We start from the raw sequence: 14,431 nt of genomic DNA, 5'->3' as shown, positions 1-14,431 counted from the left end.
AACACGGGGACGGAAATTTGATGGCGGATCAAAAGTCCAGCTACGATTACGAGGAACTGCTCGCCTGCGCCCGCGGCGACCTGTTCGGGCCGGGCAACGCCCAGCTGCCCTACCCACCTATGCTGATGTTCGACCGCATCACCGAGATCAGCGAGACCGGCGGCGCTTTCGACAAGGGCTTCATCCGCGCCGAATTCGACATCAAGCCGGACCTGTGGTTCTTCGCCTGCCACTTCATCGGCAATCCGATCATGCCGGGCTGCCTCGGCCTCGACGCGATGTGGCAGTTGACGGGTTTTTATCTCGGCTGGCTGGGCGAACCCGGCAAGGGCATGGCGCTCTCGACCGGCGAGGTGAAGTTCAAGGGCATGGTGACGCCGTCGGTGAAGAAGGTCGAGTACGGCGTCGACTTCAAGCGCGTGATGCGCGGCCGGCTGGTGCTCGGCATCGCCGACGGCTGGCTTAAGGCGGATGGCGAACCCATATATGCCGCCACGGATCTGAAGGTCGGCCTGTCAAAGCAGTCGGCCGCCTGACCGTTTTTCGCCACGGCGTCCGCGTACCCAATGGGCGCCACGTCAGTTTATTTGCGTATGATCACAGGCGAAAACCGGCTAGGTTTTCCGCCCGGATACGCCGGAAGGAGTTGCGAATGAGACGGGTCGTAGTGACAGGGCTCGGCATTGTGTCGTCGATCGGCAACAATGCCAACGAGGTGCAGAGCTCGCTTTACGATGCCAAATCCGGCATCAGCTTTTCCAATTCCTTCGCCGAGCACGGCTTCCGCTGCCAGGTCTGGGGCGCGCCGACGCTCGATCCCACACCGATGATCGACCGCCGCGCCATGCGCTTCCTGAGCCAGGGCGCGGCCTGGAACCACGTCGCCATGGACCAGGCGATCGCCGATGCCGGCTTAGGCGAAAGCGATATCACCAATGAGCGCACGGGCATCGTGATGGGGTCCGGCGGCCCGTCGACCCGGACCATCGTCGAAGCCGCCGAAACCACGATCAAGAACAACAGCCCCAAACGCATCGGTCCATTCGCCGTGCCGAAGGCGATGTCGTCGACGGCATCGGCCACCCTGGCCACATGGTTCAAGATCCATGGCGTCAACTATTCGATCTCATCGGCCTGCTCGACCTCGGCGCATTGCATCGGCAATGCCTATGAGCTGATCCAGTGGGGCAAGCAGGACGTGATGTTCGCCGGCGGCCATGAAGATCTCGACTGGACGATGTCGGACCTGTTCGACGCCATGGGGGCCATGTCATCGAAGTTCAACGACAAGGCATCGGCCGCTTCGCGCGCCTATGACGTCAACCGCGACGGTTTCGTCATCGCCGGCGGCGCCGGCGTGCTAGTGCTGGAGGAACTGGAGCACGCCAAGGCGCGCGGCGCCAAGATCTACGCCGAGATCGTCGGCTATGGCGCGACCTCCGACGGCTACGACATGGTCGCTCCGTCCGGAGAAGGCGCCATCCGCTGCATGCGGCAGGCGCTTACCACCGTCTCGACCCCGGTCGACTACATCAACACCCACGGCACCTCGACGCCGGTCGGCGATTCCAAGGAAATGGGCGCCATCCGCGAGGTGTTCGGCGACAAAATGCCCTACATCACCTCGACCAAGTCGCTCACCGGCCATTCGCTGGGCGCGGCCGGCGTGCAGGAATCGATCTATTCCATCCTGATGATGCAGGGCGGCTTCATCGGCGAGAGCGCCCATATCGACGACCTCGATCCGGAATTCGAGGGCATGCCGATCGTGCGCAAGCGTATCGACAACGCCAAGATCGACACCGTTTTGTCCAATTCCTTCGGTTTCGGTGGCACCAACGCAACGCTGATTTTCCAGCGCTATTCCGCATAAGGATCTGCCGCATATGGAAGGCTTGATGAAGGGCAAGCGCGGGCTTGTCATGGGGGTCGCCAACGATCACTCGATCGCCTGGGGCATCGCCAGGAAATTGTCCGAGCACGGGGCGGAGCTGGCCTTCACCTACCAGGGCGACGCCTTCGGGCGGCGGGTCAAGCCGCTTGCCGAGAAGCTCGGCGCTTCGCTCGTCGTGCCATGCGATGTCGAGGACAGCGCCTCGGTCACCGCGACCTTCGAGACCCTCGGCAAGGCCTGGGGCGGGCTGGACTTCGTCGTGCACGCCATCGGCTTTTCCGACAAGAACGAGCTCAAGGGCCTCTACGCGGACACCAGCCGCGACAATTTCGTGCGCACCATGGTGATCTCCTGCTATTCCTTCACCGAGGTCGCCCGCAATGCCGCCCCGCTGATGGGCAATGGCGGCTCGATGATCACGCTCACCTATGCCGGGTCGGTGCGGGTGATGCCGAACTACAATGTCATGGGCGTCGCCAAGGCCGGGCTCGAGGCCAGCGTGCGCTATCTTGCCAATGACTACGGGCCGCGCGGCATCAGGGTGAACGGCATCTCGGCCGGGCCGGTGCGCACGCTGGCCGGCTCGGGCGTTTCCGACGCCCGCCATATGTTCTCCTATCAGCAGCGCAATTCGCCTCTGCGGCGCACCGTGACCCTGGACGAAGTCGGCGGCTCGGCGCTTTACCTGCTCTCCGATCTTTCGTCGGGTGTTACCGGCGAGATCCATTATGTGGATTCCGGTTATCACATCGTTTCGATGCCATCGCTGGAGGAGCTGAAGCAGAACGACGGCCGCGAATAGTTCGCTAAGGCAAAGAGTATTTTCCAGTAAAATTGATTGCATCGGCGGAAACTCATTTTAAGGAGATATCCGCTATAAGGCCCCTTAATCCAGGGACCTTGCATGTCTGCAGTCAGTAACCCGAAGCGAACACCGCTGTTCCGGCTGATCACCATCGCCAGCTCCGGCATGGGCAGTTTCATCCTCGGATTGTGGGGGCTGCGGTTCGGCTTCGGCGACGGCATGGCCGGCATGCCGGCCGAGACGATGATAGGCGCCATCGCCGCGCTGTGCGCGCTTGCCGCCGGTGGTGCGGCGATGTCGTTCTTCGCCGGCGTCGATGAATCGGTGGCCTATGTCGTCAAGGAAACCCATTTCGACAAGCTGACCGGGCTTTTGTCTCGCCAGGCCATGGTCGGCGAGATAGCCGATGCCGCCTCGGAGACGATCCGGACCGGCGAGCCGGTGTTCCTGATCGACATCGATATCGACCGCTTCAAGCAGATCAACGACGCCATCGGCTACAGCCATGGCGACGAACTTGTCCGCGCCTTCACCAGCAGGCTGAAGGAGAGCATGCCGAAGGATGCGGTGATCGGGCGGATCGGCGCCGGCGAGTTCGGCGTGCTGCTGCCGGACCGCGACATCAAAGGTTCGATCGAGCGGCTCATCGAGAAGCTCATCAACGAGATGATGGAACCCTATCAGTTGCAGAGCCACCTGCAGTCGGTCAGCCTGTCGGTAGGCATCGTGGCGATGCCGAAGGACGGCGTCGACCCGGTCCAGGTCCTGCGCCGCTCGAACCTGGCGCTTCAGAATGCGCGGGCCAGCGGCGTCGGCAACTGGTCTGTCTTCCACGCCGACATGGGCCGCGTGGCCGACTATCGGCAATGGATCGAATCGGAGCTGAAGACCGCTTTCGACCGCGGCGACTTCAGCCTCCATTACCAGCCGCAGCTCAATCTGCCGAGTGGTCGTGTCGTCGGCTACGAGGCGCTGATCCGCTGGAAGCACCCGGAACGCGGCATGATCCCGCCGATGGAGTTCATTCCGATCGCCGAGGAAACCGGCATGATCAATCCGATCGGCGAATGGGTGCTGCGGAAGGCCTGCAGCGATGCCAAGCATCTGCCGCAGGACTGCTTCGTCGCCGTCAACATCTCGCCGGTCCAGTTCATGACCAGGGACTTCGTCGGCATCGTGCGCGAAGTGATGGAATCGACCGGCATCAAGCCGTCGCGGCTGGAGCTCGAGGTCACCGAGACGGCGATGATGCAGGATCGCGACCGCGCCGCCACGATCCTGAAGCAGCTTGCCGAGATGGGGATTTCGGTGGCCGTCGACGATTTCGGCACCGGCTATTCCAATTTGAGCTACCTGATCGACTTCTCCTTCGGCAAGCTGAAGATCGACCGTTCCTTCGTCAGCCGCATCGACACCGACTCCAGTTCCGGCGCGATCGTCTCGACCATTGTCGGCCTGTCACGGGCACTGGGCGTCGGCATCATCGCCGAAGGCGTGGAGACCGAGAACCAGGCCACGCTGCTCAGGGCCGCCGGCTGCGAGGTGGTCCAGGGCTATCTGTTCGGCCGGCCGGCGCCGCTCACGGTCGAGCTCGGCGAAGCGCGATCCGCTTTCGGCGCCCGCGAGCCGGCACGCATCGTCAGCCTGCAGTAAACTGCCACGCAACAGGCATTTCAGCGTCGCGCCGAAAACACCTTGAACATGCCGTCGCGGGCAATCTCGGCATGGCTGGCAAAATCCGCGGACAGCACCTGTTCGTAAGGAAGCTGCCGGTTCGCGACCATGAACAGGCGGCCGCCCGGTTTCAGCGCCTTCGACGCCGTGCGGATGATGCCGGCGCCGATACCGGGCTCCGCCGCGCGGCCGCTGTGGAACGGCGGGTTCATGACGATCGCGTCGTAGCGCCGTTCGACCGGCTCGGTGAGCAGATCAATCCAGAAAAAGCGGGGCTCGACGGCGCCATGGACATTCAGCCTGGCTGCCTCCAGGGCCTCGAAATCCGCTTCGTAGAGATCAAGCGCGGTGAGGCTCCGCGAGTGCTGCAGGATCTCCGCCGCCAGATAACCCCAGCCCGCGCAGAAATCAGCGATATTGCCTTTGAGGTCACCAGGCAGGTTCGCAACGAGTAGTTTCGAACCAGCATCGACCCTGTCAAACGAGAACATGCCAGGCGCGGTTCTGAAACCGCCTTCAACAACAAGGTTGGGATTGCCGGCGCGCAGCGTCGCGGCCGCCTCCGTGCCGGCCCGCCGGAACCAGAAGGCAACGCCGTGATGCTTTGGCAGGTGGCCTTCGAGCGGCGCCAGCGCATTGATCCGCTTGCGCAGGCTGTCGATGCCGTCATCCTTGCCACCGGCGACAGCGATCAGCCCGCCTGGCGCGACACGCTCGAGTGCTTCGGCGATGCGCAACTCATTCAGGCCGCGATGGCGGCCCGCAAGCACCAGCGCCATATCGAAGCCGGAACCTTCCACGCGCGGCGTGACCGTGTAGCCAGACGCCTGCAAGGCGCGAAAATGCGGCCGGAAGCCCTGCACGAGATGCAGCGCCGCGTCGAAGCCGACAGGCAGGCGGAAGCCGGGCTCGGCGCCGAGAAAAAGAACGCGGGCATCCTTTCGCGGCAGAGGCAGCGCCTCGGCCTCGAACGGATAGAACAGCGTCTTCAGCGGCTCGGCGGCCATTCATCCACCCTCGAAACAAAACGGGCGCGACCTTGCGGCGCGCCCGTCTCAAACTATCCAGCCAAACCGATCAGGCGGCGTCTTCCTCGCCTTCGGCCTTCTTCTTTTCCTGGACGATTTCCTTGCCGGTCGCCTGGTCGACGACCTTCATCGACAGGCGAACCTTGCCGCGCTCGTCGAAGCCCATCAGCTTGACCCAGACCTTGTCGCCTTCTTTGACGACGTCGGAGGTCTTGGCGACGCGCTCATTGGCGAGCTGCGAGATGTGGACGAGACCGTCGCGCGGGCCGAAGAAGTTGACGAACGCGCCGAAGTCAGCCGTCTTGACGACGGTGCCTTCGTAGATCTCGCCGACTTCCGGCTCGGCGACGATGGTGTGGATCCACTTCTTCGCCGCCTCGATCTCCTTGGCGTTGGCCGAAGCGATCTTGACCGTGCCGTCGTCCTCGATGTTGATCTTGGCGCCGGTCTTCTCGACGATCTCGCGGATCACCTTACCGCCGGAGCCGATGACGTCGCGGATCTTGTCGGTCGGGATGTGCATGACCTCGATGCGCGGGGCGAACTCGCCGAGCTCGGCGCGGGCGCCGGAGATGGCATGCGCCATCTCACCCAGGATGTGCAGACGGCCGTCCTTGGCCTGGGCAAGCGCGATGCCCATGATCTCCTCGGTGATGCCATCGATCTTGATGTCCATCTGCAGCGAGGTGACGCCGTTGGCGGTGCCGGCGACCTTGAAGTCCATGTCGCCGAGATGGTCCTCGTCACCGAGGATGTCGGAGAGCACCGCGAAGCGCTCGCCTTCCTTGATCAGGCCCATGGCGATGCCGGCGACCGGCTTCGCCAGCGGAACGCCGGCGTCCATCAGCGCCAGCGAAGTGCCGCACACGGTCGCCATCGAGGACGAGCCGTTGGACTCGGTGATCTCCGAGACGACACGCAGCGTGTAGGGGAACTGTTCCGCCGAAGGCAGCATCGGATGGATCGCGCGCCAGGCGAGCTTGCCGTGGCCGATTTCGCGACGGCCCGGCGAGCCCATGCGGCCGGTCTCGCCCACCGAGTAGGGCGGGAAGTTATAGTGGAGAAGGAACTTCTCCTTGTACATGCCGGTCAGCGAATCGACGAACTGTTCGTCCTCGCCGGTGCCCAGAGTGGCAACCACCAGCGCCTGGGTCTCGCCGCGGGTGAACAGCGCCGAACCGTGGGTGCGCGGCAGGACGCCGACTTCGGAGACGATCTTGCGCACAGTCTTGAGATCACGGCCGTCGATGCGCGAGCCGGTGTCGAGGATGTTCCAGCGCACGACCTTGGCCTGGAGCTCCTTGAAGACGCTGCCGATCTGCTCGGAGGTGTACTTGGCTTCCTCGCCCTCGGCCGGAGCGAAGGCGGCCTTGACCTTGGCCTTGACGGCGTCGACCGCGGCATAGCGCGACTGCTTGTCGGTGATCTTATAGGCCTCGCGAAGCTCGTCGCCGACGACCTTCAGCATCTCGGCTTCGAGCGCGGAATAATCCGGCGCGGTGAAGTCGCGCGGCTCCTTGGCGGCAACCTCGGCCAGCTTGATGATGGCATCGATGACCGGCTGGAAGCTCTTGTGGCCGAAAACGACGGCGCCGAGCATCAGGTCCTCGGAGAGTTCCTTGGCCTCGGACTCGACCATCAGCACGGCGTCGGCGGTGCCGGCGACGACGAGGTCGAGCTTGGATTCCTCCATCTCGTCGATATGCGGGTTGAGCACATATTCGCCGTTGATGTAGCCGACGCGGGCGCCGCCGATCGGACCCATGAAGGGCACGCCCGAAAGCGTGAGCGCGGCGGAGGTGGCGACGATCGACAGGATGTCCGGATCGTTCTCGAGATCATGCTGGACGACGGTGACGACGATCTGGGTATCGTTCTTGTAGCCGTCGGCGAAAAGCGGGCGGATCGGGCGGTCGATCAGGCGGGAAACCAGCGTTTCCTTTTCGCTCGGACGGCCCTCGCGCTTGAAGTAGCCGCCCGGGATCTTGCCGGCGGCATAGGTCTTTTCCTGGTAGTTGACGGTGAGCGGGAAGAAATCGAGGCCGGGCTTCGGCTCCTTCATCGAGACGACGGTGGCCAGAACCACGGTCTCCCCATAGGTGGCCAACACCGCGCCGTCAGCCTGGCGGGCGATCTTGCCGGTCTCCAGGATGAGCGGACGACCGCCCCATTCGATTTCCACTTTGTGATGATTGAACATATCTTGTCCTTCATGTGCGGAAAGGGCCGCACCGTCCTAACGGTCGCGGGTTCTCCCTTCCCTGGCTTCCTTCGGGCAGCCACGGGCAAGACAACGGGAAGCTCGATAGATCCGGCTCAAGGCCGAGCGAGCATCCTGCAATCCTGCCCCATGACCGTCCATGGGCGGTTCCGGATAGCCCTCTGCAGTCCGGAACCCGATTGGCCGGCTGGTCGGCCGGCCTTGCGCTTGACGCCGAAAACCCTGTTTCCGGAACGCGCCATGCGCGCAGGCGAATTTCCTTTCAGCATTGCGGCACCGGACCATCCGATGCGCCAATGCGCGACCGGCGGGCTCCCTTGGAGAGCCCGCCGGTCAATTGGTCAGCGACGGAGACCGAGCTTGTCGATCAGCGTCTGGTAGCGCGCGTCATCCTTGCGCTTGAGGTAGTCAAGCAGGCTGCGGCGCTGGGAGACCAGAGCAAGCAGGCCACGGCGGGAATGGTTATCCTTCTTGTGGTCCTTGAAGTGCTCGGTCAGGTTCTTGATGCGCTCGGAAAGGATGGCAACCTGGACTTCCGGAGATCCGGTGTCGCCCTTGGCGGTTGCAAATTCGGTCATCAATTCCTTCTTGCGATCGGCAGTGATCGACATCGAGCTTTTCCTTATCTGTTGGAGGAAACGGGACGCCCACAGCCGGGATGTCGTCCAGCAGGGGCCAGTGCAAGCGACGCGTCAGGGCGCGAAGCTGCGGCGCATATAGTGCAATTCCAGAAAAAACACCAGCCCAATTGTCAAGCCGGCTTGTCGCAGGTTCCGGCCGCGAAACCGGGAGAATTCAAAGGCTAATGCTTGTCGCCCAGAAGCGTGCAGCGGTTCTGGGAAACGCGCTTTAGAGCCACTTCTTCCATTTGAAGAACGCGATCAAACCGACCGCGACGACCGCCATGAATATGAGCGACGCCGGATAACCGTAGTAGGCCTTCAGCTCGGGCATGTTCCAGGGCGAGCTTTCCGGATCGAAATTCATGCCCCAAACGCCGACCAGGAAGGTCAGCGGCATGAAGATCACCGAGACGATCGTCAGATAGGAAATGACGTCGTTGGTGTGGGCCTGAGTCAGCGAGAGATGCATCTCGATCAGGCCGGTGAGCATGTCGCGCTGGTTCTCGACCAGCTCGATCAGCCGCAGCGAATGGTCGAGCGTGTCGTTGAAGAAGATCTTGGTTTCGGCTGTCACGAAGGGCACGTCGTTGCGGATCAGCGTCGCCAGCGCATCGCGCATCGGCCACAGCACCCCCTTCAGCACGTTGGCGTCGCGCCTGAGTTCATGCAACTGCCGCATCTGATGCTTGTGCGGCTTGTTCAGCATCTCGTCCTCGATGCCGTCGACCAATTCGCTCGCCGCTTCGATCGGCGGAAAATAGCTGTCGACGATGGCATCGATCAGCGCATAGGCGAGATAGTCGGCGCCGCGCGAGCGCAGCCGGTTCGGCATCGCGGCCGCGATGCGCTTACGCACCGGATCGAACGGATCGCCCTCGCGTTCCTGGAAAGTGACGACGAAATTCCGGCCGAAGAACAGCGAGATCTGTTCGTAGCGATGCGAGGTGACATCGTCGATCATGCGCATGACGACGAAGGCATGGTCCTCGAAGAAATCCACCTTGGGCCGCTGGCCGGTGTTGACGACGTCCTCCAGCGCCAGCGGGTGGAGGTTGAAGATACGGCCGATCTCCTCGATCAGCGGAATGTTGGCAAGCCCCGTGCAGTCCAGCCAGACGACAGGCCATTTCTGGCAATGGGTGTTGAGGTCGTCGATCGAGGCATTGTCGATGGTTTCGTATTTCTGCGGCGAGATCAATGTCAGCCGAAGCTCGCTGCGCCGTGCCGCCGGATCGGCGATCAGCGTGCCGGGCGACGCCCCGACCGGCGGCCGGCGGGTTCTCAGCGGCGCCCTCTTGTTGCCTGTATCAGCCATGTTCTTCCTGGGGTCATGAGTTCCCCGGGCTTCCGCGCTCGGCCGAGATTAGAGCATTCCAGGACAAGCGTGCAGCGGTTTTCCGTTCGGAATTGGATAAATAACAGACACTTGCACCGGATTATCCGGCAAAGACCCGCTTGGGCTTGAACATGCCCTGCTCGATGGCGCCGATGGCGACGAGCCTACCGCGCGCGGTGGCGCAGGCCTCCTCCGCCTCGACCGGCGCATCGCGGCCGCGAATGATGACGGGATTGCCCAGCCGGATCTTCGTCGCCGCGTCGTCGCTGACCGCGACCTGCGGCAGGCAATCGAGCGCCGCCGCCGTTTCGACCAGCAGCGCGTCGATGGCGCTGAAATCGACCGGCGTCTCGGCCTCGTCCGGAACAGCTTCGGCTTTGCCGCCAAAACGGGCCGCTTCCAGTTCGGCCACCGTGACAAAATCGTCCGGCGTGAACGGCTCGACCTCGACGCGACGCAGTTCGGCGATATGGCCGAAGCAGCCGAGATCGCGGCCCATGTCGCGGGCCAGCGAGCGCACATAGGTGCCCTTGCCGCATTCGACCTCGAAGACGGTCTTGTCGGCGCTGTGCTCGACGATGTCCAGGCGGCCGATCTCGATCTCGCGCGCGGGTATCTCGACGGTCTCGCCGTCGCGGGCAAGATCATAGGCGCGCTCGCCGGCGATCTTGATGGCAGAGAATTGCGGTGGCGTCTGCATGATGACGCCGGTGTACTTCGGCAGCAGCGCCCGCAGCTCGGCCTCGGCCGGGCGCCGGTCGGAGCTGTTGGTCACCGGGCCTTCTAGGTCGTCGGTCGAGCGTTCCTCGCCCCAGGCAACGGTGAAGCGGTAGACCTTGGCGCCGTCCTGCACATAGGGAACGGTCTTGGTCGCCTCGCCGAGCGCGATCGGCAGCATGCCGGAGGCGAGCGGATCGAGCGTACCGGCGTGGCCGGCCTTCTCGGCCTGGAACAGCCATTTGATCTTGGAGACGGCCTCCGTCGAGCCCATGCCGACCGGCTTGTCCAGCACCACCCAGCCGGAGACCGGCCGGCCCTTCTTCTTGCCGCGGCGCGCCACTATTCCTCGTCCTTGCCGTTGTTCTTGCCGTCGCCGAGATCACGCGCCACTTCGGGCGATTTCAGCAGTTCATTGATCTTCGCGAAGTTGTCGAAGGATGTGTCGAGCCGGAAGCGGAACTCCGGCATGTACTTCATCTGCCTCAGCGCGCCGGACACACGGCCGCGGATGAACTTCGCGTGTCTGTTGAGCGCCTCGACCACAGCGTTGTCGTCACCCGCGCCAAGCGGCGAGACGAATGCGGTGGCGATCTTGAGATCGGGCGACATGCGCACCTCGGAGACCGAGACGACGCTGTTCTCGATCACCGGATCGATGATCTCGCCGCGCTGCAAGGTTTCGGAAAGGGCATGGCGCACCTGCTCGCCGACGCGCAGCATGCGCTGGGATGGGCCTGACGTTGTCGAACGTGACATTTCTTCGGTCCTGAAATCGTGGAGCGCGGGATGGGACCACGCCGCATGTCTCAATATATGCGTAAAGGGAGCTGGGCGGCAGCCTCGCGGCCGCCGCCCGTTTCATTTCGGCAAGTATACCCGAATTAGAGCGTCCTGCTCACCATCTCGACGCGGAAGCATTCGATGACGTCGCCGACGCGCATGTCCTCGTAGTTCTGGAAAGCCATGCCGCATTCCTGGCCAGCCGGCACTTCCAAAACCTCGTCCTTGAAGCGCTTGAGCGTCTTCAACGTGCCTTCGTGGACGACGACGTTGTCGCGGATCAGGCGCACGCCCGCACCACGCTCGACCTTGCCTTCGGTGACGCGGCAGCCGGCGATCTTGCCGATCTTGGAGATGTCGAAGATCTCGAGGATCTCGGCATTGCCGATGAAGGTCTCCCGGCGTTCCGGCGAAAGCATGCCGGAAAGGGCCGCCTTCACGTCGTCGACGAGGTTGTAGATGATCGAGTAGTAGCGGATCTCGATGTCCGCGGCAGCCGCGGCCGTGCGCGCCTGCGCGTTGGCGCGGACGTTGAAGCCGATGATCGCGGCACCCGAAGTCTCTGCCAGCGAGACGTCGCTTTCGGTGATGCCGCCGGCGCCCGAATGGACGATCCGCACCCTGACCTCGTCGTTGCCGAGCTTTTCGAGAGCGGCGTTGATCGCCTCGATGGAGCCCTGCACGTCGCCCTTGATGACCAGCGGGAATTCCTTCAGCCCGCTCGTCTGCAACTGCGACATCATCTGTTCGAGCGAGCCGCGCTGGCCGGCATGCTTGGCCACCGCCTTGTCGCGCGCCAGGCGCTGACGGTATTCGGTGATCTCGCGGGCGCGGGCCTCGTTGTTGACGACGGCAAAGCGGTCGCCGGCCTGCGGCGTGCCCTGAAGGCCAAGCACCTCGACCGGCATCGCCGGCGGCGCTTCCGGTACATGCTCGCCGCGGTCGTCGACAAGCGCGCGCACACGGCCCCACTCGTTGCCGGCGACAATGATGTCGCCCGGCATCAGCGTGCCGGTCTGCACCAGAACGGTGGCGACCGGACCGCGGCCCTTGTCGAGCTTGGCTTCGATCACCGCGCCTTCGGCGGTGCGGTCAGGATTGGCCTTGAGGTCGAGAACTTCGGCCTGCAGCAGGATCGCTTCGAGCAGCTTGTCGAGATTGGTGCCCTTGGTCGCCGAAACCTCGACGTCCAGCACCTCGCCGCCCATCGATTCCACGAACACTTCGTGGCGCAGCAGTTCGGTCCGCACCTTCTGCGGATCGGCGTCGCGCTTGTCGATCTTGTTGATCGCCACGATGATCGGCACGCCGGCCGCCTTGGCGTGATTGATCGATTCGATCGTCTGCGGCATCACGCTGTCATCCGCCGCCACCACCAGCACGGCGATGTCGGTGACCTGAGCGCCGCGGGCGCGCATGGCCGTGAAGGCGGCGTGGCCGGGCGTGTCGATGAAGGTGATCTTCTGACCGTTCTTCTCGATCTGGTAGGCGCCGATATGCTGGGTGATGCCGCCGGCCTCGCCGGAGACAACATTGGCGTTGCGGATGGCATCGAGCAACGAGGTCTTGCCGTGGTCGACATGGCCCATGATGGTCACGACCGGCGGACGCGACACCAGGTCCTCCGGACGGTCGGCGATGTTGAACAGGCCTTCCTCGATGTCGGACTCTGCAACGCGGCGGACCGTGTGGCCAAATTCGGAAGCCACCAGCTCGGCCGTATCGGCGTCGATGACGTCGCCCGGCTTCAGGATCTGGCCCTGCTTCATGAAGAACTTGACCACGTCCACGGCGCGCTCGGACATGCGTTGCGCCAGTTCCTGGATGGTGATGGTTTCGGGCAGGATCACTTCGCGCATGACTTTCTCGCGCGGCTCATTGTGGAGCGCGCGTTTGAATTTTTCCTGGCGGCGGCGCATCGACGACAGCGAGCGGCCGCGCGCATCGTCATCCGACAGCGCCGAATTGAGCGTCAGCTTGCCACGGCGGCGATCTTCCTCGCCCTTGGTCGGCTTGGCCGGACGGGCCACTTCCGGGGTCGCGAGACGGCGCGGCGGCGCGCTGGCTCCACCACCGGCACCGGCGCGCCTCGGCTTGGCTTCTTCCTCGTCATCGGCCGTAGCGACATCGGCTGCCTGCGGCGCGCGACGGCGAGCCTCTTCCTCGGCACGACGCCGCGACTCGGCCTCGGCCTGCAGGCGCGCTTCTTCCTCCGCCTGACGGCGCGCGGATTCGTCGCGCTCGCGCTTGCGGCGCTCCTCTTCTTCGGCGCGACGCTTGGCATCTTCCTGAGCGCGCAGGCGATCCTCCGCCTCGCGGGCCTTGGAGCCTTCCAGCGCCCTGCGGCGCGCTTCCATCTCGCCGCGTGACAGCTCGTTCAGGACCATGCCCGAACGCTCCGGCGGCGGAGGCGGCGCCTTCGGCGCTTCCTGCACGACAGGCGCGGCGGCGACAGGGGCTGCCGCGGCGGGCTTCGGCGTGAACACGGACGGCGCCACCGGCTCCGGCTTGTCGCCGGGCAGCGAGAACTTGCGCTTCTTGGTCTCGACGACGACCGACTTGGTGCGGCCGTGCGAGAAATTCTGGCGCACGGTGCTCTGCTCGAGGCCGGGCCGCTTCAGCGTCAAGGTCTTCTTCGGCGTAACGCTCAACGTCTTGTCGTCGCCCGATTTCGTATCGTTCATTCCATATCCTCTGCGGCATCATCTTCGTCGGCAACGGCCGCAAGCATTGCCAGATCGTTCGGGGTACCGCCCCGATATCGGTCGAGCGCAACAACGCGCTTCTCAACCGCCAGTCCCGCGTCCTGCGCGAGGACGGCAGCATGTATCACATTTGTACCCCCCAATGCCAAGCTCAACTCGGCCTCGGAGAAAAGTTTGTAGGCAAGGATGGCGGGGCCGCCGAGATGGACGGTCGCCCGCCGCGCCTGACTGATCTTGCGGACACCGTCGTCCGACGCCTCTGCCGCATGCAGCACGAGCAGCGCCTGCCCGTCGCGCACCGCACCCTCGACCTTGGCGGCGCCAAGAACGACGGCGCCAGCCTTGCGGGCAAGGCCAAGCATGCCCAGAGCGGATCTGGAAAGCAGCCCATCGACCATGCCGCCGAGATCGGCCGGAACGGTCACCTGCGCCTTGAATGCGCGGGCAAACAGGTTCTTCGCCGCTGCCTTGTCGATATGTAGGCGATCGGCGGTGACCCAGCAACCGCGGCCGGGCAGATTTCTCTTGATGTCCGGAACGACGGCCGAATCCGGGCCGACGACGAAGCGGATCAGTTCATCCGCTTCGGCCTGCCTGCGCGTAACGATGCAAGTGCGATCGTTCATCTCGTCCACGGGCTTTGCG

The 14,431-nt window shown here is 63.9% G+C and carries 12 protein-coding genes; 4 read left to right on the top strand and 8 right to left on the bottom strand.

The features are described from left to right. Positions 1-20 precede the first annotated feature (20 nt). The 4 genes from fabA to EN862_RS29085 all read left to right on the top strand — a co-directional run bounded on the left by fabA (position 21) and on the right by EN862_RS29085 (position 4,352). On the top strand, positions 21-536 hold the full coding sequence (gene fabA / locus EN862_RS29100; RefSeq protein WP_040985924.1) for a 3-hydroxyacyl-[acyl-carrier-protein] dehydratase FabA: 516 nt from the start codon (positions 21-23) through the stop codon (positions 534-536). A 116-nt stretch (positions 537-652) separates the two neighbouring features. After that, positions 653-1,873, top strand: coding sequence for a beta-ketoacyl-ACP synthase I (gene fabB / locus EN862_RS29095; RefSeq protein WP_127867548.1), 1,221 nt, complete (start codon positions 653-655; stop codon positions 1,871-1,873). Positions 1,874-1,886: 13 nt separating this feature from the next. Then, positions 1,887-2,696 (top strand): enoyl-ACP reductase FabI, encoded by an 810-nt coding sequence (gene fabI / locus EN862_RS29090; protein ID WP_127867549.1) that lies wholly within the window; start codon positions 1,887-1,889, stop codon positions 2,694-2,696. A gap of 102 nt (positions 2,697-2,798) precedes the next feature. Then, a complete protein-coding gene (locus EN862_RS29085) occupies positions 2,799-4,352 on the top strand; it encodes a bifunctional diguanylate cyclase/phosphodiesterase (protein WP_127867550.1) in 1,554 nt (517 codons plus the stop codon). A gap of 20 nt (positions 4,353-4,372) precedes the next feature. Here EN862_RS29085 and EN862_RS29080 read toward each other — a convergent pair whose 3' ends face one another. From EN862_RS29080 to EN862_RS29045, 8 genes are all read right to left on the bottom strand, one after another. After that, positions 4,373-5,380, bottom strand: coding sequence for a class I SAM-dependent methyltransferase (locus EN862_RS29080; RefSeq protein WP_127867551.1), 1,008 nt, complete (start codon positions 5,378-5,380; stop codon positions 4,373-4,375). A gap of 70 nt (positions 5,381-5,450) precedes the next feature. Beyond that, positions 5,451-7,601, bottom strand: coding sequence for a polyribonucleotide nucleotidyltransferase (gene pnp, locus EN862_RS29075; protein ID WP_127867552.1), 2,151 nt, complete (start codon positions 7,599-7,601; stop codon positions 5,451-5,453). A gap of 362 nt (positions 7,602-7,963) precedes the next feature. Next, positions 7,964-8,275, bottom strand: a complete 312-nt coding sequence (gene rpsO / locus EN862_RS29070; protein WP_281035868.1) for a 30S ribosomal protein S15 — start codon at positions 8,273-8,275, stop codon at positions 7,964-7,966. Between the two features lie 196 nt (positions 8,276-8,471). After that, entirely contained in the window at positions 8,472-9,560 is a 1,089-nt protein-coding gene (gene corA, locus EN862_RS29065; protein ID WP_127867553.1) for a magnesium/cobalt transporter CorA, read from the bottom strand. A gap of 121 nt (positions 9,561-9,681) precedes the next feature. After that, the gene (gene truB, locus EN862_RS29060) at positions 9,682-10,641 is read right to left on the bottom strand and encodes a tRNA pseudouridine(55) synthase TruB (protein ID WP_127867554.1); all 960 of its coding nucleotides are present in this window, start codon (positions 10,639-10,641) and stop codon (positions 9,682-9,684) included. Then, positions 10,641-11,057, bottom strand: a complete 417-nt coding sequence (rbfA, locus tag EN862_RS29055; protein ID WP_127867555.1) for a 30S ribosome-binding factor RbfA — start codon at positions 11,055-11,057, stop codon at positions 10,641-10,643. Before rbfA ends, truB begins: the two co-directional genes overlap by 1 nt. A gap of 125 nt (positions 11,058-11,182) precedes the next feature. Further along, positions 11,183-13,765, bottom strand: a complete 2,583-nt coding sequence (gene infB / locus EN862_RS29050; protein ID WP_127867556.1) for a translation initiation factor IF-2 — start codon at positions 13,763-13,765, stop codon at positions 11,183-11,185. After that, positions 13,762-14,412, bottom strand: a complete 651-nt coding sequence (locus EN862_RS29045; RefSeq protein ID WP_127867557.1) for an RNA-binding protein — start codon at positions 14,410-14,412, stop codon at positions 13,762-13,764. The genes infB and EN862_RS29045 overlap by 4 nt, the downstream gene beginning before the upstream one ends. Between the last annotated feature and the right edge of the window lie 19 nt (positions 14,413-14,431).

Source organism: Mesorhizobium sp. M2E.F.Ca.ET.219.01.1.1 (assembly GCF_004016445.2).
In the GTDB taxonomy this organism is placed as follows: domain Bacteria; phylum Pseudomonadota; class Alphaproteobacteria; order Rhizobiales; family Rhizobiaceae; genus Mesorhizobium.
Note: the sequence above shows the minus strand (reverse complement) of the source record. Positions and strands in the feature narration are given on the sequence as shown.

Excerpts from the sequence above, each read along its gene's own strand:
- fabA (WP_040985924.1), top strand. The coding sequence starts at position 21 with ATGGCGGATCAAAAGTCCAGCTACGATTACGAGGAACTGCTCGCCTGC.
- fabB (WP_127867548.1), top strand. The coding sequence starts at position 653 with ATGAGACGGGTCGTAGTGACAGGGCTCGGCATTGTGTCGTCGATCGGC.
- fabI (WP_127867549.1), top strand. The coding sequence starts at position 1,887 with ATGGAAGGCTTGATGAAGGGCAAGCGCGGGCTTGTCATGGGGGTCGCC.
- EN862_RS29085 (WP_127867550.1), top strand. The coding sequence starts at position 2,799 with ATGTCTGCAGTCAGTAACCCGAAGCGAACACCGCTGTTCCGGCTGATC.
- EN862_RS29080 (WP_127867551.1), bottom strand. The coding sequence starts at position 5,380 with ATGGCCGCCGAGCCGCTGAAGACGCTGTTCTATCCGTTCGAGGCCGAG.
- pnp (WP_127867552.1), bottom strand. The coding sequence starts at position 7,601 with ATGTTCAATCATCACAAAGTGGAAATCGAATGGGGCGGTCGTCCGCTC.
- corA (WP_127867553.1), bottom strand. The coding sequence starts at position 9,560 with ATGGCTGATACAGGCAACAAGAGGGCGCCGCTGAGAACCCGCCGGCCG.
- rbfA (WP_127867555.1), bottom strand. The coding sequence starts at position 11,057 with ATGTCACGTTCGACAACGTCAGGCCCATCCCAGCGCATGCTGCGCGTC.
- infB (WP_127867556.1), bottom strand. The coding sequence starts at position 13,765 with ATGAACGATACGAAATCGGGCGACGACAAGACGTTGAGCGTTACGCCG.
- EN862_RS29045 (WP_127867557.1), bottom strand. The coding sequence starts at position 14,412 with ATGAACGATCGCACTTGCATCGTTACGCGCAGGCAGGCCGAAGCGGAT.